At 60.5% G+C, this 17078-nt stretch carries 17 protein-coding genes and 1 pseudogene; 6 read left to right on the top strand and 12 right to left on the bottom strand.

From position 1 onward, the window contains the following. Positions 1 to 119 precede the first annotated feature (119 nt). The gene (locus tag GTQ41_RS27475; protein WP_047297278.1) at positions 120 to 977 is read left to right on the top strand and encodes an SDR family oxidoreductase; all 858 of its coding nucleotides are present in this window, start codon (positions 120 to 122) and stop codon (positions 975 to 977) included. A gap of 138 nt (positions 978 to 1115) precedes the next feature. Here GTQ41_RS27475 and GTQ41_RS27470 read toward each other — a convergent pair whose 3' ends face one another. The 6 genes from GTQ41_RS27470 to GTQ41_RS27445 all read right to left on the bottom strand — a co-directional run bounded on the left by GTQ41_RS27470 (position 1116) and on the right by GTQ41_RS27445 (position 6423). Beyond that, positions 1116 to 1856, bottom strand: a complete 741-nt coding sequence (locus tag GTQ41_RS27470) for a hypothetical protein (protein WP_027610405.1) — start codon at positions 1854 to 1856, stop codon at positions 1116 to 1118. A gap of 73 nt (positions 1857 to 1929) precedes the next feature. After that, positions 1930 to 2310 (bottom strand): RidA family protein, encoded by a 381-nt coding sequence (locus tag GTQ41_RS27465; RefSeq protein ID WP_003229509.1) that lies wholly within the window; start codon positions 2308 to 2310, stop codon positions 1930 to 1932. A 24-nt stretch (positions 2311 to 2334) separates the two neighbouring features. Then, a complete protein-coding gene (gene spoT / locus GTQ41_RS27460; RefSeq protein ID WP_041071922.1) occupies positions 2335 to 4440 on the bottom strand; it encodes a bifunctional GTP diphosphokinase/guanosine-3',5'-bis pyrophosphate 3'-pyrophosphohydrolase in 2106 nt (701 codons plus the stop codon). A gap of 57 nt (positions 4441 to 4497) precedes the next feature. Beyond that, positions 4498 to 4761: a DNA-directed RNA polymerase subunit omega gene (gene rpoZ, locus GTQ41_RS27455; RefSeq protein WP_008030604.1), complete on the bottom strand. Its 264-nt coding sequence runs from the start codon at positions 4759 to 4761 to the stop codon at positions 4498 to 4500. 167 nt (positions 4762 to 4928) lie between these two features. Then, positions 4929 to 5549, bottom strand: coding sequence for a guanylate kinase (gene gmk / locus GTQ41_RS27450; RefSeq protein WP_041071927.1), 621 nt, complete (start codon positions 5547 to 5549; stop codon positions 4929 to 4931). A gap of 10 nt (positions 5550 to 5559) precedes the next feature. After that, a complete protein-coding gene (locus tag GTQ41_RS27445) occupies positions 5560 to 6423 on the bottom strand; it encodes a YicC/YloC family endoribonuclease (protein WP_047297277.1) in 864 nt (287 codons plus the stop codon). Positions 6424 to 6693: 270 nt separating this feature from the next. Here GTQ41_RS27445 and rph point away from each other — a divergent pair, with 270 nt between their 5' ends. Then, positions 6694 to 7416: a ribonuclease PH gene (gene rph / locus GTQ41_RS27440; RefSeq protein ID WP_003229494.1), complete on the top strand. Its 723-nt coding sequence runs from the start codon at positions 6694 to 6696 to the stop codon at positions 7414 to 7416. Positions 7417 to 7445: 29 nt separating this feature from the next. Next, positions 7446 to 7814, top strand: coding sequence for a DUF4870 domain-containing protein (locus GTQ41_RS27435; RefSeq protein WP_003229492.1), 369 nt, complete (start codon positions 7446 to 7448; stop codon positions 7812 to 7814). An 82-nt stretch (positions 7815 to 7896) separates the two neighbouring features. On the opposite strand, the gene GTQ41_RS27430 is transcribed toward GTQ41_RS27435, so the two are convergent. Beyond that, entirely contained in the window at positions 7897 to 8676 is a 780-nt protein-coding gene (locus GTQ41_RS27430) for an exodeoxyribonuclease III (RefSeq protein WP_007920349.1), read from the bottom strand. Between the two features lie 82 nt (positions 8677 to 8758). On the opposite strand from GTQ41_RS27430, the gene pyrE reads away from it, so the two are divergent. Beyond that, the gene (gene pyrE / locus GTQ41_RS27425) at positions 8759 to 9403 is read left to right on the top strand and encodes an orotate phosphoribosyltransferase (RefSeq protein ID WP_041071932.1); all 645 of its coding nucleotides are present in this window, start codon (positions 8759 to 8761) and stop codon (positions 9401 to 9403) included. 186 nt (positions 9404 to 9589) lie between these two features. On the opposite strand, the gene argB is transcribed toward pyrE, so the two are convergent. The 4 genes and pseudogenes from argB to coaBC all read right to left on the bottom strand — a co-directional run bounded on the left by argB (position 9590) and on the right by coaBC (position 13887). Then, positions 9590 to 10495 carry an acetylglutamate kinase gene (gene argB / locus GTQ41_RS27420; protein ID WP_003229488.1) on the bottom strand — a complete coding sequence of 302 codons (906 nt, stop codon included), beginning with the start codon at positions 10493 to 10495 and terminating at the stop codon, positions 9590 to 9592. Positions 10496 to 10512: 17 nt separating this feature from the next. After that, positions 10513 to 11910 (bottom strand): annotated as a pseudogene (locus tag GTQ41_RS27415) (phosphomannomutase/phosphoglucomutase); the annotation flags it as partial. Between the two features lie 307 nt (positions 11911 to 12217). After that, on the bottom strand, positions 12218 to 12673 hold the full coding sequence (dut, locus tag GTQ41_RS27410; RefSeq protein WP_003229483.1) for a dUTP diphosphatase: 456 nt from the start codon (positions 12671 to 12673) through the stop codon (positions 12218 to 12220). A gap of 5 nt (positions 12674 to 12678) precedes the next feature. Continuing rightward, positions 12679 to 13887, bottom strand: coding sequence for a bifunctional phosphopantothenoylcysteine decarboxylase/phosphopantothenate--cysteine ligase CoaBC (gene coaBC / locus GTQ41_RS27405; protein ID WP_041071937.1), 1209 nt, complete (start codon positions 13885 to 13887; stop codon positions 12679 to 12681). A 133-nt stretch (positions 13888 to 14020) separates the two neighbouring features. On the opposite strand from coaBC, the gene radC reads away from it, so the two are divergent. After that, positions 14021 to 14695: a DNA repair protein RadC gene (gene radC / locus GTQ41_RS27400; protein WP_047297276.1), complete on the top strand. Its 675-nt coding sequence runs from the start codon at positions 14021 to 14023 to the stop codon at positions 14693 to 14695. Between the two features lie 112 nt (positions 14696 to 14807). Here radC and GTQ41_RS27395 read toward each other — a convergent pair whose 3' ends face one another. Beyond that, complete coding sequence (locus GTQ41_RS27395; protein ID WP_047297275.1) at positions 14808 to 16394, bottom strand: ABC transporter substrate-binding protein; 1587 nt, start codon at positions 16392 to 16394, stop codon at positions 14808 to 14810. A 447-nt stretch (positions 16395 to 16841) separates the two neighbouring features. Between GTQ41_RS27395 and rpmB the strand changes: the two genes are divergently transcribed. Beyond that, positions 16842 to 17075 (top strand): 50S ribosomal protein L28, encoded by a 234-nt coding sequence (gene rpmB, locus GTQ41_RS27390; RefSeq protein ID WP_003229474.1) that lies wholly within the window; start codon positions 16842 to 16844, stop codon positions 17073 to 17075. Positions 17076 to 17078 lie beyond the last annotated feature (3 nt).

Below are 17078 nucleotides of genomic sequence, written 5' to 3'. Positions count from 1 at the left end.
GGTGCATTATTGCAAGTAATTCTTGTTAACAAAAGTAATAGAGTTTCTTTTTTTCCTTCATTGCTAGCCGTTCGTCCTGTACGAGGGCTAGTCTGTTCCTTTCTTTTGGGAGTTTTTTGATGTCCGCGCCTTCTGTTTTGATTGCCGGTTGTGGTGATGTCGGCAGTCGTCTGGCTACGCAATTGTTGGCCGCCGGCTGGGAGGTGCAGGGTCTGCGCCGTGATGTGTCGCGTTTGCCGGACGGCGTCATCGGCGTCGCTGGTGATTTGTTCAAGGAAGATTGCCCGGAAAACTGGCCATTCGGGGCGGTGGACTATCTGGTGTATTGCGCGGCGGCGACCGATCACGATGAAGCCGGTTATCGCGCTGCCTACGTACAGGGTTTGCAGAATGTGCTGAGCTGGCTGAATGACTTTGGCCAGGTGCCTGAGCGACTGCTGTTCGTGTCCAGCAGCAGCGTGTACGGGCAGCAGGAAGGAGAGTTGGTCGACGAAAATTCAGAGACTGTCGCCAGCGGATACTCCGGGCGACTGATGCTCGAAGCTGAGCAAGTGGCGCTGAACAGCGGTATCCCGGCGAGCATCGTGCGCCTGACCGGTATCTACGGCCCGGGGCGTGAGTGGCTGCTGACCCAGGTGCGTCGTGGTTATCGGGTAGCGGTCGAGCCGCCGCTGTACGGCAATCGCATCCATGCTGATGACGCGGCGGGGCTGATGGCGTTTCTGCTGCAGGCGGCTCATCAGGGCAAGCCGTTGCAGGATATCTATATTGGTGTGGACGATGCGCCGGCACCGCTGGCCGAAGTGGTCGCCTGGCTGCGGGAGTATCTGGGGGTTACCGAATGGGCTGACGACGCCAGCGTACGCCGCACTGGCAGTAAACGCTGCAGCAATGCTCGTGCGAAGGCGCTGGGCTGGACGCCGAAATATCCGAGTTACCGCGAAGGTTATGCGGCAATTCTTGAAGGCAAGTGCTGACTTTCTAACGCCACAAACCACTGTGGGAGCGGGCTTGCCCGCGATGGCGGCTTGGCAGTCAACTAAAGTGTTGAGTCTGATGGCCTCATCGCGGGCAAGCTGTGCTCCCACAGGGTTATGTATTGTTCTCAGGCGCGGTTACTGTTTCTCAAGCAACCACTTGCGCTCACCCGGGGTGAACTGCGGCATTTCATCCGCCAGCGCGGTATTCACTGCCTGGAAAATTTCCAGTGCCTTGCCTTTGCGGGCAAAGATCCAGTTGTTGCCCTGGCCGTTGAGCTGCAGCCACATGCTGTCGTGGTCGCTGTTCATCGAAGCGCAGTCGCCTGCCAGGCACAGCGCATAGCGGTCGGCGCCGGGCAGGCCGGACACCTGGCCGTCGGCCTGGAATTGCACGGTGTTGCCTTCGCCGTCGCCGCTGGCAATCTTCCAGCTGCCGCCCAGATAGGCTGAATACAGTGCGCGTTCGAAGCTGGCGCCGATTGGTGCGCCTTCCGGCACGGGGATTTGCGCGCGATCGAACAACTGATCCGGCTCGTTCTCGGTGGCGGCTTGTTTCATCCGGCCGCCGTCGCGTTTCAGCTCGCTGCCGGAGCTGCCATAGAAGTCGACTTTCCAGGCGCCGGACTGTTCGCCCTGCAGCCGTCCTTCGACGTTCTCGAAACCGTTGGTGTAGCGGGCCTGACCGGCCTTGGTATTGACGTCCCACTCCAGGTTCGGGCCATAGGCCTGAAGCGCTTCGCGCAGGGGACCGCCCTTGGCAGCGGCATCGATCGCCACCTGGTTGATCCAGGTGCCGCTGATGTCACGGTCGGCGGGGTCGCTGGCACAGCCGCCGAGGAAAATGGCGAGCAGCGAGAGAGCAAGCGCTTTGCGCATGGTGGAATCCTTTCAAAACCTTTTCTTTACCGCAGAGCAGTCGGCGCAGCGGTTGAAGGCTGCGCCGTGTGCATTACTCGATGACCAGGATGGCATCCATTTCGACTTGCGAACCCTTCGGCAGGGCTGCAACGCCGATGGCGGCGCGGGCCGGATAAGGCTGGTCGAAGTATTTGCCCATGATTTCGTTGACCTTGGCGAAGTGGCTCAGGTCGGTGAGGAAGATGTTCAGCTTGACGATGTCCTTGAACGAACCACCGGCAGCTTCAGCCACGGCTTTGAGGTTCTCGAACACCTGGACGGTCTGGGCTTCGAAGCCTTCAACCAGCTCCATGGTCTTAGGGTCCAGAGGAATCTGGCCCGACATGTAGACAGTATTGCCGGCCTTGATCGCCTGGGAGTAAGTACCGATGGCGGCTGGGGCCTTGTCGCTGGTGATAACAGTCTTGGTCATGTATGACTCCTTGTTAGGTGTGAATTAGGCACGCATGCGGGTGATGCGGATGACCCCGGTCAGGGCGCGCAGTTTCTTGATCACGCGGGCCAGGTGCACACGGTCGTGGACGCTGACCACCAGTTGGACGACGCTGATGCGGCCATCGCGCTCATCCATGCTGATTTTCTCGATATTGCCGTCGGCCGCGTTGACGCTGCTGGCCAGCAGCGCGATCAGGCCGCGCTGGTGCTCCAGCTCGACGCGCAGCTCGACGTTGAATTCGCCGGTGACATCCTTGGCCCACGAGAGCTGGATACATTTTTCCGGGTTGTGCCTGATTTCGCTGATGTTGCGGCAGTTGTCCAAGTGCACGACCATGCCTTTGCCCGCCGACAGGTGGCCGACAATCGGGTCGCCCGGGATCGGTGTGCAGCACTTGGCGTAGCTCAGCACCAGGCCTTCGGTGCCGCGAATCGCCAGCGGCCCTTCCGGACTCGGCAGCTGCTCGCCTTCGCCGAGCAGACGGCGCGCCACGACATAGGCCATGCGGTTGCCCAGGCCGATGTCTTCGAGCAAATCTTCGATCAGCTCCAGGCGATATTCGGCGAGCATTGCCTTGACGCGCTCGGCCGGGATCTTCTCCAGCGCGCTGTCGAAACCGTTGAGTACCTTGTTCAGCAGGCGTTCACCGAGGCTGATCGACTCGGAGCGGCGCTGCAGTTTCAGCGCGTGGCGGATGTGCGTGCGCGCCTTGCCGGTGACCACGAAGTTGAGCCACGCCGGGTTCGGCCGTGCGCCGGGCGCGCTGACGATCTCGACCGTGGAGCCGCTTTGCAGCGGTTCGGACAGCGGTGCGAGGCGGCGGTTGATCCGGCAGGCAATGCAGCTGTTGCCGACGTCGGTGTGTACCGCGTAGGCAAAATCGACCGCCGTGGAGCCTTTGGGCAGCTCCATGATCCGGCCTTTGGGCGTGAACACATAGACCTCGTCCGGGAACAGGTCGATCTTCACGCTCTCGATGAATTCCAGCGAGTTGCCGGCACGTTGCTGCATTTCCAGCACGCCTTTGACCCACTGGCGGGCGCGGGCGTGAGTGCCTTTCGGTTGCTCGTCACCGCTGGACTTGTACAGCCAATGGGCGGCAATGCCGTTGTTGGCCATCTCTTCCATTTCGCGGGTGCGGATCTGGATCTCGATCGGCACGCCGTGCATGCCGAACAGCGTGGTGTGCAGCGATTGATAGCCGTTGGCCTTGGGGATCGCGATGTAATCCTTGAAGCGCCCCGGCAACGGTTTGTACAAATTATGCACAGCACCCAGCACGCGGTAGCAGGTATCGACCTTGTCGACGATGATCCGGAACGCGTAGACGTCCATGATCTCGTTGAAGGCTCGACGCTTGCCGCGCATTTTCTTGTAGATGCCGTAGAGGTGTTTCTGGCGTCCGCTGACTTCGCCTTGGATGCCGTCGATGGCGAGGCAATGGCCGAGGGATTCTTCGATCTTGTTGACGATTTCCTTGCGGTTGCCCCGGGCGCGTTTGACCGCCTGGTAGATCCGCGCGGAACGCATCGGGTGCATCGCCTTGAAGCCGAGGTCTTCGAACTCGATACGAATCGCGTGCATGCCCAGCCGGTTGGCGATGGGCGCGTAGATTTCGAGGGTTTCCTTGGCGATGCGGCGGCGTTTTTCCCCGGACAACACCTCCAGCGTGCGCATGTTGTGCAGGCGGTCGGCGAGTTTGACCAGGATCACGCGAATGTCGCGGGCCATGGCCATGGCCATTTTCTGGAAGTTCTCGGCCTGGGCTTCGGCCTTGGTCTCGAAGTTCATCTGGGTCAGTTTGCTGACCCCGTCGACCAGTTCGGCCACGGTTTCACCGAACTGCGCTTGCAGCGCTTCCTTGGCGATACCGGTGTCTTCGATCACGTCATGCAGCATTGCGGCCATCAGGCTTTGATGGTCCATGTGCATGTCGGCAAGAATATTCGCCACCGCAAGCGGATGCGTGACGTACGCCTCACCGCTGCGGCGGCGTTGGCCGTCGTGGGCTTGTTCGGCGTAGAAATACGCTCGGCGGACCAGGTTGACCTGGTCGTTGCCGAGGTAGGTCGATAAGCGATCGGCGAGGGCGTCTATGCTCGGCATGATGACTCCTGCCGTAGGCTGTGTTCCCGCGCCGTGCTACGTCGACCAGGCATAGGCTTAGACGGCCTCGTTGGACTCGTCCTCGAAAGCAGCGAAGAGCGGTTCATCCTGGACGATTTCCTGCTCGGCGATGAACTCGTAGCTCATCAGGCCTTCAGCGATTTCACGCAGGGCGACAACGGTCGGCTTGTCGTTTTCCCACTGGACCAGTGGCTCTTTGCCGCCGGTGGCCAGTTGACGGGCACGCTTGGTAGAGAGCATGACCAGCTCAAAGCGGTTTTCCACGTGTTCTAGGCAGTCTTCAACGGTTACGCGGGCCATGGTATTCCTCGGAGCGAATGCAATATGCGCGCTGCCCGGTTGGGCGAGCGGACTCAACAGTTTAAAAAATCACCAGCGATTAGGGAAGCGCTGATTTTTTGACCAGACCCTTCAACGCGCTGCAGGCACCAATGTAAAGCGCTTGCAGCGGTTTTGGGAAGTGCTGATTAACCCAGCAATTCAGCCAGCAATCTGCCGAAACGCACTTGCTGGCGCTTCTGCTGCAGCTGATTGGCACGGAAAATCGCTTTCAGATCGTCCAGCGCGTGGGCGAAATCATCGTTGATGATCAGGTAATCGTATTCGACGTAGTGGCTCATCTCGCTGACTGCTTCGCGCATCCGGCCGTCGATGATCTCGTCGCTGTCCTGGCCACGGTTGGTCAGGCGCTGGTGCAGGGCTTGCAGCGACGGCGGCAGGATGAAGATCGAGCGGGCTTGCGGCATCAACTTGCGGACCTGCTCGGCGCCTTGCCAGTCGATCTCCAGAATCAGGTCGTGGCCTTCATCCAGCGTCTGCTGCAGGCGGCTTTGCGAGGTGCCGTAGAAGTTGCCGAAAACTTCGGCGCGTTCGAGGAAGTCGCCGTGTTCGCCCATCTTCACGAACTCTTCGCGGGTCACGAAGTGATAGTTCACGCCATCCACTTCGCCCGGGCGCATGGCGCGGGTGGTGTGGGAAATCGAGACGCGGATTTCCGGGTTGGTGTCGGTCAACGCCTTGACCAGGCTGCTCTTGCCCGCACCCGAAGGGGCGGAAATGATGTACAGGGTGCCGGTGTGGTGGGTCATGTCTGTTGCCTTACTCAATATTCTGCACTTGTTCGCGCATCTGCTCGATCAACACCTTGAGGTTGACGGCGGCCTGGGTGCTGCGCGGGTCGAAGGCCTTGGAGCCCAGTGTGTTGGCTTCGCGGTTGAGTTCCTGCATCAGGAAGTCGAGGCGCCGGCCAGCAGCACCGCCGGACTTGAGCACCCGGCGGACTTCAATGATGTGGGTGCTCAGGCGATCCAGTTCTTCGGCCACATCGCTCTTTTGCGCGAGCATGACCATTTCCTGTTCCAGACGCTGCGGATCCAGTTCGGCCTTCATGTCGGCGAAGCGGTCGAGGACTTTCTGGCGCTGGGTCGCGAGCATCTGCGGCACCAGTTCACGCAGGGTCACGACGTCTTCTTCTATGGAGGTCAGGCGCTCGTTGATCAGGCGTGCCAGCTCCGCGCCTTCGCGCTCGCGGCCGGCCTTGAGTTCCTTGAGACCTTGATTGAACAGGGCCAGCGCATCGGCATTCAGCGCCTGGGGATCAGTCGCGTCGGCCACCAGCACGCCGGGCCAGGCCAGTACTTCCAGCGGGTTCAGTGCCGCCGGGTTGTTGATCAGCCCGGCAACGGTTTCGGCGGCGGCGACCAATTGCGCGGCGCGCTCGCGGTCGACCTGCAACGGCTTGCCGGTGCTTTCTTCGGTGAAGCGCAGGGTGCATTCCAGTTTGCCCCGCGACAGGCCCTGACGCAGGGCTTCACGCACGGCGCCTTCGAGGTCGCGGAACGACTCCGGCAGGCGCAGGTGCGGTTCCAGATAGCGGCTGTTGACCGAGCGCAGTTCCCAGCTCAGGGTGCCCTGGGCGCCGGCTTTCTCAACGCGGGCGAAGGCGGTCATGCTGTGCACCATGGCGGTGACCTCGCAATGCAGATCGGCGCAGAAGGGATGTTCCGCAGGCTCGATATCAATGAATTTAAGCCGACTGGCAGCAAAGGCGCAGGATTGTAGCGCAGTGCGGCGGATGCGCCCAAACACACGGTGTGACAAAGGGCTGCAGGCCGTCGGTTATGCGTGTTTCAGGGCCGTAGGTCGACGGCCGGAATTTTTAACCCGTGCCCAGGCGCGGTGCAGCGCTCTATAATGCTCGGCAGTTTTCCGTCCCCAGTACAGGTATTCCCTATGAAACGTCCAAGTGGTCGCGCTGCCGATCAGCTCCGCTCGATCCGCATTACCCGCAACTACACCAAACACGCCGAGGGATCCGTACTGGTCGAATTCGGTGATACCAAAGTCATCTGCACCGTCAGCGTCGAAAACGGCGTGCCGCGTTTCCTCAAGGGCCAGGGCCAGGGCTGGTTGACCGCCGAGTACGGCATGCTGCCGCGTGCCACTGGCGAGCGTAACCAGCGTGAAGCGAGCCGTGGCAAGCAGGGCGGTCGCACCCTGGAAATCCAGCGCCTGATCGGCCGCTCCCTGCGCGCTGCGCTGGACATGTCCAAGCTGGGCGACGTGACCCTGTACGTCGACTGCGACGTGATCCAGGCTGACGGCGGCACCCGCACCGCCTCCATCACTGGTGCCATGGTCGCCCTGGTTGATGCACTGAAAGTGATCAAGAAGCGTGGCGGCCTCAAGGGCGGCGACCCGCTCAAGCAAATGATCGGCGCGGTGTCGGTCGGCATGTATCAGGGCGAGCCGGTGCTGGATCTGGACTATCTTGAAGACTCCGCCGCCGAGACTGACCTCAACGTGGTGATGACCAGTACCGGTGGCTTCATCGAAGTCCAGGGCACCGCCGAAGGCGCGCCGTTCCAGCCTGAAGAACTGAACGCCATGCTGGAACTGGCCAAGAAAGGCATGAACGAAATCTTCGAACTGCAAAAGGCCGCACTGGCCGACTGAGCAGGTTCGTAACCCGCAAGGAGGATGCGATGAGTGATGAGCAAGAGTTGCTGCCCAAACCGAGCCAGGAGGTTCGCCAATGGGCGATGTTTTGTCACTTGTCCGCCTTGCTGGGGATCTGGATTCCGTTCGGCAACCTGATCGGGCCGCTGATTCTGTGGCAGATGAAGCGCGAAACTGATCCGTTCATCGACGCTCAGGGCAAAGAGGCGCTGAATTTCCAGATCACCGTGGCGATTGCTGCCGCGATCTGTCTGCTGCTGATGGTGTTGATCATCGGCTTCTTCTTGCTGGGCCTGCTGGCCATCGGGGCGCTGGTGTTGACGATCATTGCCGGGGTGAAGGCGAACGAAGGGTTCCCCTACCGTTATCCGTTTACCTGGCGGTTGATCAAATAACGATCAGCACAAATGACCTGTAATCAGCGCGCACAAAAAAGCCGACAGCGATGTCGGCTTTTTTGCATTCACGAATCGACGCTTAGATGGTCAGCGTCCAGTCGTAGTCGACGATCAGCGGCGCGTGCTGCGAGAACCGCGGCTGACGCGGCAGGCGTGCACTGCGCACGAAGCGCCGCAGGCCCGGGGTCAGGATCTGGTAGTCGAAGCGCCAGCCCAGATTGAGCATCTCGGCCTGTTCGTTGTCCGGCCACCAGCTGTACTGGTCGCCTTCGCGGCTGACTTCGCGCAGGGCATCGACGTAACCCATGTTGCCGACAATCTCGTCCATCCAGGCGCGTTCTGGCGCCAGGAAGCCCGGGGATTGCTGGCTGTCGCGCCAGTTCTTGATGTCGAGCTTCTGCTGCGCCACGTACAGCGAGCCACAATAAATGTACTCGCGACGTTTACGCCGCTGCTTGTCCAGGTACTTGCCGAAATCGTCCATGAGCTTGAACTTCTGGTTCAAGTCCTCATCACCGTTCATCCCCGAAGGAAGCAGCAAGGTGGCAATACTGACTTTGTCGAAATCTGCTTGCAGGTAGCGCCCGTAGCGGTCGGCCGTCTCGAAACCGAGACCGCTGATGACAGCCTTCGGTTGCAACCGCGAATACAAAGCCACGCCACCTTGGGCAGGGACTTCAGCATCGCAGGCATAAAGGAAGTAGCCATCCAGTTGGAAGGCTGGGTCATCCAGTTCAAAGGCGGAGGCACGGGTGTCCTGCAGGCAGATGACGTCGGCATTCTGAGCTTGCAGCCAACTGAGCAAACCACGCTCGACTGCCGCCTGAATACCATTGACGTTCACACTGATGATCCGCATAAATGGCCCCAAAAATCGCGTGCGTGTATGATACACGGCGTCAAGCTAATTAGCTAAATCCGTGGTATTTGGGGTTTTTTTCATGCAAGCGTATCAGCGCGATTTCATTCGTTTTGCCATCGATCGCGGCGTTTTGCGCTTCGGTGAGTTCACCCTGAAGTCCGGGCGCACCAGTCCTTACTTCTTCAACGCCGGCCTGTTCAACACGGGATCGGCCCTGGCGCAACTGGGGCGTTTCTACGCGGCAGCCATCGCCGAAAGCGGCATATCCTTCGACGTCCTGTTTGGCCCGGCCTACAAAGGCATCCCGCTGGCGGCAACCACTGCCGTCGCGCTGGCCGAGCATCACGACCGCGACCTGCCGTGGTGTTTCAACCGCAAGGAAGCCAAGGCCCACGGCGAAGGCGGCAGTCTGGTCGGCGCACCGCTGACCGGAGACGTGCTGATCATCGACGACGTGATCACCGCCGGCACCGCGATCCGTGAAGTGATGCAGATCATCGCCTCCCAAGACGGCGCCAAGGCTGCTGGCGTGTTGATCGCCCTGAATCGTCAGGAGCGTGGCAACGGCGAGTTGTCGGCAATCCAGGAAGTCGAGCGTGATTTCGGTATTCCGGTGATCAGCATCGTTTCGCTGAACCAGGTGCTGGAATTCCTCGCTGACGATCCGCAGCTCAAGCAGCATCTGCCAGCTGTGGAAGCGTACCGCGCGCAGTTTGGCGTCTGATGTCGTAGGTGCTTTTGTGGCGAGGGAGCTTGCTCCCGCTTGAGTGCGCAGCGCTCACACTATTTTGGGGCCGCTTCGCAACCCAGCGGGAGCAAGCTCCCTCGCCACAAAAGAGATGGAATGCCGCAGGCAAAAAAAGACCCCGCTCAGTCAGGCTGAGCGGGGTCTTTTGGTTTCCGCGACGGCTTACGGACGCTTGCGATTGCTGATCAGCGTACCCACACCGGTATCGGTGAAGATTTCCAGCAGGATCGCGTTCGGTACGCGACCGTCGATGATCAGCGAGCTGCCGACGCCGCCCTGAACCGCTTCCAGTGCACAACGGATCTTCGGCAACATGCCGCCGTAGATGGTGCCGTCGGCGATCAGGTCGTCGACCTGCTGGGTGCTCAGGCCGGTCAACACAGTGCCCGACTTGTCCATCAGGCCGGCGATGTTGGTCAGCAGCATCAGCTTCTCGGCTTTCAGCGCCTCGGCGACCTTGCCGGCCACCAGGTCAGCGTTGATGTTGTACGACTCGCCGTTCTCACCGACGCCGATGGGCGCGATCACCGGAATGAAGTTGCCTTTGACCAGCAGATTCAACAGTTCAGTGTTGATCCCGACCACTTCACCGACCTGACCGATGTCGATGATTTCCGGCTGGGTCATCTCCGGAGTCTGGCGGGTGACGGTCAATTTCTTCGCACGAATCAGTCCGGCGTCTTTACCGGTCAGGCCGATGGCGCTGCCACCGTGGCGGTTGATCAGGTTGACGATGCTTTTATTGACCTGGCCGCCGAGGACCATTTCCACCACGTCCATGGTCGCCGCGTCAGTGACGCGCATGCCATCGACAAAGTGGCTTTCGATCGACAGGCGTTTGAGCAGATCACCGATCTGCGGGCCGCCGCCGTGAACCACCACCGGGTTGATGCCCACGGCTTTCATCAAGACGATGTCGCGGGCGAAGCCGGTTTTCAGCTCCTCGCTTTCCATCGCGTTGCCGCCGTATTTGATCACCAGAGTCTTGCCGACATAACGTCGGATGTAAGGCAACGCTTCGGACAGGACCTGGGCGGTGTGGGCGGCGGCTTCGCGTTCGAGGGTCATTCAGGGCTCCGGGTGAATCAGAACGGTAGTTGGAGATCAGGTGCAACGCGTTTCAGTTGGGTGTGGAACACCGCCTTGATACGCGCAAGTTCTGCCTCGTCATCGGCCTCGAAACGCAGCACCAGCACCGGTGTGGTGTTGGAGGCGCGCACCAGGCCCCAGCCTTTGGCGTAATCGACTCGCACGCCGTCGATGGTGGTCAGGTCAGCGCCTGGACCCCACTGTGCGTCGTGCAGTGCATCAATGATGCTGAATTTGCTCTCTTCGGTCACATGGATATTGATTTCCGGCGTAGAAATATCGTTCGGGAAGGTCGCAAACAGCTCTTCGGCGGTGGATTTTTCCTTGCTGAGGATCTCCAGCAGCCGTGCGGCGCTGTAAATACCGTCGTCGAAACCGAACCAGCGCTCCTTGAAGAAGATGTGCCCGCTCATCTCGCCGGCCAATAGAGCGCCGGATTGTTTCATTTTCTTTTTGATCAACGAATGACCGGTCTTCCACATTAGCGGGCGACCACCGTACTCCTTGATCAGCGGCACCAGGCGGCGGGTGCATTTGACGTCGAAGATGATTTCCGCATCGGGATTGCGCGCCACCACGTCGCGGGCAAACAGCATCAGCAGGCGATCCGGGTAGACGATGCTGCCGGTGTTGGTCACCACGCCGACACGGTCGCCGTCGCCGTCGAAGGCCAGGCCGAGATCGGCGTTGGTTTCCTTGACCTTGGCGATCAGGTCGACGAGGTTCTCGGGTTTGCCCGGGTCCGGGTGGTGGTTGGGGAAGTTGCCATCGACTTCGCAGAACAGCGGGATGACTTCGCAGTTCAGCGCTTCGATCAGTTGCGGAGCGATCACGCCGGCCGCGCCGTTGCCGCAGTCGACCACGACTTTCAGGCGGCGGGCCAGTTTGACGTCCTGGACGATTTCGGTGGTGTAGCGGTCGAGGATTTCGACCTGAGTGACGCTGCCCTGACCGCTGGTCAGGTCATTGGTCTTGATGCGCTCGTGCAGCACCTGGATCTGCTCGTTGGCGAGGGTGTCGCCGGCGATCACGATCTTGAAGCCGTTGTAGTTCGACGGGTTGTGGCTGCCGGTGAGCATTACGCCAGACTTGCCGGCCAGCACGTTGGCCGCGTAGTACAGCGCCGGCGTCGGCACCAGACCAACGTCGCTGACGTGACAGCCGCTCTCGGCGATACCGCGGATCAGTTCGGCAACCAGCTCCGGGCCGGACAGGCGCCCGTCGCGGCCGACCGACACGTTCGGTTCACCCTGGGCCAGGCTCTGCGAGCCGATGGCGCGGCCAATCCAGTACGCGGTTTCGGCATTGAGGAATTCCGGCACGGTGCCGCGAATGTCGTAGGCGCGGAAGATGCTGTCGGGAAGCTTCGGGGCGATCTTGGCTGGGGTGCTCATCTGCACAAATGCTCCATCTCGAAAAGGGCGGGACAGACCGACGATTCACTCGGCGGCAGGCTCAAACTGAAGGGTATGACGGCGTTTTCCACAGAGAGTTCGTGGTGTGAAAGGGCCATGACGCCTCGGCTGGCGTGGCTTTTGGCCGGCAAAACCTTGATTTTCGGTGTTAAAACCTGCTGTCGAAAATGCACAAATTTGTGGTGAGGGGATTTATCCCCGATGGCTGCGCAACAGATCCAAAAGTCTTGGGGCCGCTTCGCAGCCCATCGGGGATAAATCCCCTCGCCACAATAATGTTTCAGGGTTATTTAGTGCCGGTATGACCGAAGCCGCCCGCGCCGCGCTCGGTTTCGACGAACTCTTCCACCATTTCGAAGTGCGCCTGTACTACCGGCACCAGCACCAGTTGCGCCAGGCGCTCGCCGACGGTCATGGTGAAGTCGCTCTGGCCACGGTTCCAGCAGGACACCATCAGCGGGCCCTGGTAGTCCGAGTCGATCAGGCCGACGAGGTTGCCCAGCACGATGCCGTGCTTGTGGCCCATGCCCGAGCGCGGCAGGATCAGCGCGGCGAGGTTCGGGTCGCCGATGTAGACCGACAGACCGGTAGGGATCAGCACGGTTTCACCCGGCTTGATCACGATGTCCTGCTCCAGCATGGCGCGCAGGTCGAGGCCGGCGGAGCCCGGGGTGGCGTATTGTGGCAGCGGGAATTCGGTACCGATGCGGGGGTCGAGGATCTTGGCTTGCAAAGCGTGCATGTAAATTAAACCTGGTTCAGACGTTCGGCGATAAAAGTGACCAGTTGGCGAGCGATCTTGCCCTTGCTGGTCTGGGCGAAAACGGTGGCGTGAAGCTCACGGTCGATCACGCTGCAGGCGTTTTCTTCGCTGTTGAACCCGATGCTCGGATTGGCCACGTCGTTGGCGACGATCAAATCGAGATTCTTGTCTTTCAGCTTGCGTGCAGCGTAGTCGAGCAGGTGTTCGGTCTCGGCGGCGAAGCCGACACTGAACGGACGGTCGGGACGGGTCGCGATGGTGGCCAGGATGTCCGGGTTACGCACCATTTGCAGGACGAAGCCGTCGCCGCTTGTAGGGTCTTTCTTGAGTTTTTGCGGGGCAACGACTTCCGGACGGTAGTCCGCCACCGCTGCCGAGGCGATGAACACATCACATGGGATGGCGGATTCGCAGGCCGCGAGCATGTCGCGGGCACTGACCACGTCGATGCGCGTGACGCGATCCGGCGTTGGCAGGTGCACCGGGCCGCTGATCAGGGTCACGCGGGCGCCGGCTTCCACCGCGGCTTCGGCCAGAGCAAAGCCCATTTTCCCGGAGCTGTGGTTGGTGATGTAGCGCACCGGGTCGATGTTTTCCTGGGTCGGGCCGGCGGTGATCACTACGTGCTTGCCGGTCAGTGCCTGACGCTGGAAGCAGTCCGCCGCACACTGCGCCAGATCGGTGGCTTCCATCATCCGGCCCATGCCGACGTCGCCGCAGGCCTGACTGCCGGAGGCCGGGCCGAAGGTCTTCAGGCCACGGCTTTCAAGCAGTTGCAGATTGGCCTGGGTCGCCGGGTCGCGCCACATGGCCTGGTTCATTGCCGGCGCGACGGCCACTACGGCGTCGGTAGCAAGAACCAGCGTGGTCAGCAAATCGTTGGCGATGCCTTGGGCCAGACGGGCGATCAGGTCGGCGGTGGCCGGGGCGATCAATACCAGATCGGCCCACTTGGCCAGCTCGATGTGGCCCATCGCCGCTTCGGCAGCCGGGTCGAGCAAGTCCAGGTGAACCGGGTGCCCGGACAGCGCTTGCATGGTCAGCGGGGTAATGAACTCGGCGCCGCCATGGGTCATGACCACGCGCACTTCGGCGCCCTGGTCGATCAGGCGACGAACCAGATCGGCGCTCTTGTAGGCCGCAATGCCGCCGCCGACGCCCAGAACGATGCGTTTCCGATACAGCCGCTGCATAGGTCTGCCTTTCATTTCGTGGTTGATACGTGGCGAAACCCCCTCCCCAGGGTGAATTCGCCCGCAAAAAAGATGGGCTACGATATCACAGCGACCGCTACGGAACAGCGGCGCCCACAGACAAGGAACGTGTATGAGTATTCGCGATTGGCCGGCGGCGGAGCGGCCGCGAGAAAGGTTGTTGGAACAGGGCCCTGCGAGCCTTTCAGACGCCGAGTTACTGGCGATTTTTTTGCGTACGGGAGTCGCTGGAAAAAGCGCAGTGGACCTGGCGCGACACTTGTTGAATCAGTTCGGCAGCCTGCGTTTGTTGCTTGAGGCCGATCAGGAAGCATTCAGCAAACAGTTGGGGCTGGGGCCCGCAAAGTTTGCGCAGTTGCAGGCTGCCCAAGAAATGAACCGCCGGTATCTGGCCGAGCGCTCACGTAGAGAGCCGGCACTGGAGAATCCACAGGCTGTTCGGGATTACCTCAAATCCATGCTGCGCCATGAGCCCCACGAGGTGTTTGGCTGCCTGTTTCTTGATTCCAAGCATCAAGTGCTGACGTTCGAGGCGCTATTTCGCGGCTCGATCGACAATACCAGCGTGCATCCCCGGGAAGTGGTGAAGCGCTCATTGGCCAACAACGCGGCGGCGGTGATTCTCTGCCACAACCATCCATCGGGGAACAGCGATCCGAGCCAGGCGGATCGGCAACTGACCAAGCGTTTGCAGAAGGCTCTGGATCTGATTGATGTGCGGGTGCTCGATCACTTTATTGTCGGCGATGGCGAACCGCTGTCGATGGCGGAGTGTGGCTGGATGTAGCCGGCCTACCCTCTGCAGGAGCTGCCGGAGGCTGCGATCTTTTGATCTGAAAAACAAAATCAAAAGATCGCAGCCTCCGGCAGCTCCTACAGGGGGATTGTGCTGTGGTGGGTTATTTGAGGTTGACCTTAGAGTAGTCCTGCCGCCCAAACGGGCTGACGGAGTAACCCTGAACGTCTTTACGCGTCAGCGCATAGGCGGTCGGGTGGGCCAGTGGCAACCACAGCGCCTGCTGCTGAATCTGCGCCTGCGCCTGCTCGTAGAGTTTGGTGCGCACGCCCTGTTCGCTGGTGGTCTTGCCAGCGCTGATCAGCTTGTCCAGGTCGGCATTGCAGTAGCGGGCGAAGTTGGTGCCGGACTTGACCGCTGCGCAGGAAAACTGCGGCGTGAGGAAGTTGTCCGGGTCACCGTTGTCACCGGCCCAGCCCATGAACAGCAGGTCATGCTCGCCCGCCTTGGCACGGCGAATCAGTTCGCCCCACTCAATCACACGGATTTCCGCCTGAATGCCGATTTCCGCCAGGTCCGATTGCAGCAACTGTGCGCCCAGGCTCGGGTTCGGGTTGAGCAGGCTGCCGGACGGACGCGTCCAGATGGTGGTCTGGAAGCCGTCCTTGAGTCCGGCCTTGGCCAGCAGCGCCTTGGCTTTGGCCACGTCGTGCGGATAGCCTGGCAGGTTCTTCGCGTAGCTCCAGGTGTTCGGCGGGTAAGGGCCGTTGGCGGGTTCGGCAGTGTCTTCGAACACGGCTTTGACGTAGTTGGCTTTGTCGAAGGCGAGGTTGATCGCCTGGCGCACTTCCGGTTTGTCGAGCGGTGGATGCTGGCTGTTGATGCCGACGAAAGCGGTCATGAACGCGTCAGTCTTTTCCACTTTCAGCGTCGGCTCTTCTTGCGCGGCCTTCACGTCCAGCGGTTTTGGCGACAGAGCGATCTGGCACTCGTTGCGCCGCAGTTTTTGCAGGCGCACGTTGGCGTCCGGGGTGATGGCGAAGATCAGCGGATCGACCGCAGGCTTGCCGCCAAAATAGTCCGGGTTGGCCTTGTAGCGCACCGAGGCGTCTTTCTGGAAGCGCGTGAACACGAACGGACCGGTGCCGATCGGTTGGCTGTTGAGCTTGTCCGTGGCGTCGGCCTTGAGCAGCTTGTCCGCATATTCGGCGGAATAGATGGAGGCGAAGCCCATGCTCAGCGTCGCGAGAAACGTCGAATCCGGGTGGTCGAGGGTAAAGCGCACGGTCAGCGGGTCGAGTGCGTCGATCTTCTTGATCAGCGTCGGCAACTGCATGGACTGGGCGTGCGGGAAGCCGCTTTGCGCCACTTTGTGCCATGGGTTGGCCGGGTCGAGCATGCGGTCGAAGCTGAACTTGACGTCTTCGGCGCTCAGGGTGCGGGTCGGCTTGAAATAGTCAGTGCTGTGAAACTTCACCTGCGGGTGCAGCTTGAACGCGTAACTCAGGCCATCGGGGCTGACTTCCCAGCTGTCGGCCAGGCTTGGCACGACTTTGCCGCTGGCGGTGTCGAAGTCCACCAGGCGGTTCATCAGTACGTCGGCCGAGGCATTGGTGGTGGTCAGCGAGTTGTATTGCACCACGTCGAACCCTTCAGGGCTGGCCTCGGTGCACACGCTCAGGGCGGCAGCCTGGGCCAGGGGGCTCAGCAGAAGCGGGGCGAGCAACAGGGGTAGGGCAGCGAGGCGCATGGTCGGCTTCCTTTACAGATCGAAGGCCCATCTGCAGGTGCAGTCTGGAAAAGGGTTACCCTAGAGGGCTGGATTGCAAATGACTATCCCCTTTTTGCATTTTTCGGGCCGGGACAATGGTGTTTTTCAGACCACGGTGCACGAGGAAAAGTCGGGAACCTCTTTTAGAGCGGTTTTCTGCGACGAGTGGTCAAAACGCGCCTCAGCCTTTATCCAAAGCGTCCGCAGCCGGAAAATGCGCGTTTTTACCGGTCGATTGCACATCCATTGTTGTTGCACCCCGGTCTTTCTGGTATAAAGCAGCGCTCTTTTCTAGGGGCCCGGTTCCTTCACTGTAGGTGTAGCCGGTAAGACCTCTAAAGAAACGCGGCGCCTGGCGCCAAATGACTGAGAGATTAAGCGGCCAACCCATGCCGGGTTGGGCATGTGGTTTTAGAGGGCTGAGGCATGTCGAGAGTATGTCAAGTTACCGGTAAGGGTCCGGTAACCGGGAATAACATTTCCCACGCAAACAACAAAACCCGTCGTCGTTTCCTGCCGAACCTGCAGCATCACCGCTTCTGGGTTGAAGAAGAGAAACGTTTCGTACGCCTGCGCGTTTCCGCCAAAGGCATGCGTATCATCGACAAGCGTGGCATCAGCGTTGTGCTGGCCGAGCTGCGTCGCGACGGCAAGATTTAAGGG

It is taken from the genome of Pseudomonas sp. AN-B15, assembly GCF_019056475.1.
GTDB classification, from domain to species: domain Bacteria; phylum Pseudomonadota; class Gammaproteobacteria; order Pseudomonadales; family Pseudomonadaceae; genus Aquipseudomonas; species Aquipseudomonas parakoreensis.
This window is presented reverse-complemented; position numbering and strand designations above follow the sequence as displayed.

What these genes read in the sequence shown, in the direction of transcription:
- radC (WP_047297276.1), top strand. Translation starts at nt 14,021, where the DNA reads ATGAGTATTCGCGATTGGCCGGCGGCGGAGCGGCCGCGAGAAAGGTTG.
- GTQ41_RS27445 (WP_047297277.1), bottom strand. Translation starts at nt 6,423, where the DNA reads ATGGTGCACAGCATGACCGCCTTCGCCCGCGTTGAGAAAGCCGGCGCC.
- GTQ41_RS27430 (WP_007920349.1), bottom strand. Translation starts at nt 8,676, where the DNA reads ATGCGGATCATCAGTGTGAACGTCAATGGTATTCAGGCGGCAGTCGAG.
- GTQ41_RS27395 (WP_047297275.1), bottom strand. Translation starts at nt 16,394, where the DNA reads ATGCGCCTCGCTGCCCTACCCCTGTTGCTCGCCCCGCTTCTGCTGAGC.
- pyrE (WP_041071932.1), top strand. Translation starts at nt 8,759, where the DNA reads ATGCAAGCGTATCAGCGCGATTTCATTCGTTTTGCCATCGATCGCGGC.
- GTQ41_RS27470 (WP_027610405.1), bottom strand. Translation starts at nt 1,856, where the DNA reads ATGCGCAAAGCGCTTGCTCTCTCGCTGCTCGCCATTTTCCTCGGCGGC.
- argB (WP_003229488.1), bottom strand. Translation starts at nt 10,495, where the DNA reads ATGACCCTCGAACGCGAAGCCGCCGCCCACACCGCCCAGGTCCTGTCC.
- GTQ41_RS27465 (WP_003229509.1), bottom strand. Translation starts at nt 2,310, where the DNA reads ATGACCAAGACTGTTATCACCAGCGACAAGGCCCCAGCCGCCATCGGT.
- GTQ41_RS27475 (WP_047297278.1), top strand. Translation starts at nt 120, where the DNA reads ATGTCCGCGCCTTCTGTTTTGATTGCCGGTTGTGGTGATGTCGGCAGT.
- GTQ41_RS27435 (WP_003229492.1), top strand. Translation starts at nt 7,446, where the DNA reads ATGAGTGATGAGCAAGAGTTGCTGCCCAAACCGAGCCAGGAGGTTCGC.
- gmk (WP_041071927.1), bottom strand. Translation starts at nt 5,549, where the DNA reads ATGACCCACCACACCGGCACCCTGTACATCATTTCCGCCCCTTCGGGT.
- dut (WP_003229483.1), bottom strand. Translation starts at nt 12,673, where the DNA reads ATGCACGCTTTGCAAGCCAAGATCCTCGACCCCCGCATCGGTACCGAA.
- coaBC (WP_041071937.1), bottom strand. Translation starts at nt 13,887, where the DNA reads ATGCAGCGGCTGTATCGGAAACGCATCGTTCTGGGCGTCGGCGGCGGC.
- spoT (WP_041071922.1), bottom strand. Translation starts at nt 4,440, where the DNA reads ATGCCGAGCATAGACGCCCTCGCCGATCGCTTATCGACCTACCTCGGC.
- rpmB (WP_003229474.1), top strand. Translation starts at nt 16,842, where the DNA reads ATGTCGAGAGTATGTCAAGTTACCGGTAAGGGTCCGGTAACCGGGAAT.
- rph (WP_003229494.1), top strand. Translation starts at nt 6,694, where the DNA reads ATGAAACGTCCAAGTGGTCGCGCTGCCGATCAGCTCCGCTCGATCCGC.
- rpoZ (WP_008030604.1), bottom strand. Translation starts at nt 4,761, where the DNA reads ATGGCCCGCGTAACCGTTGAAGACTGCCTAGAACACGTGGAAAACCGC.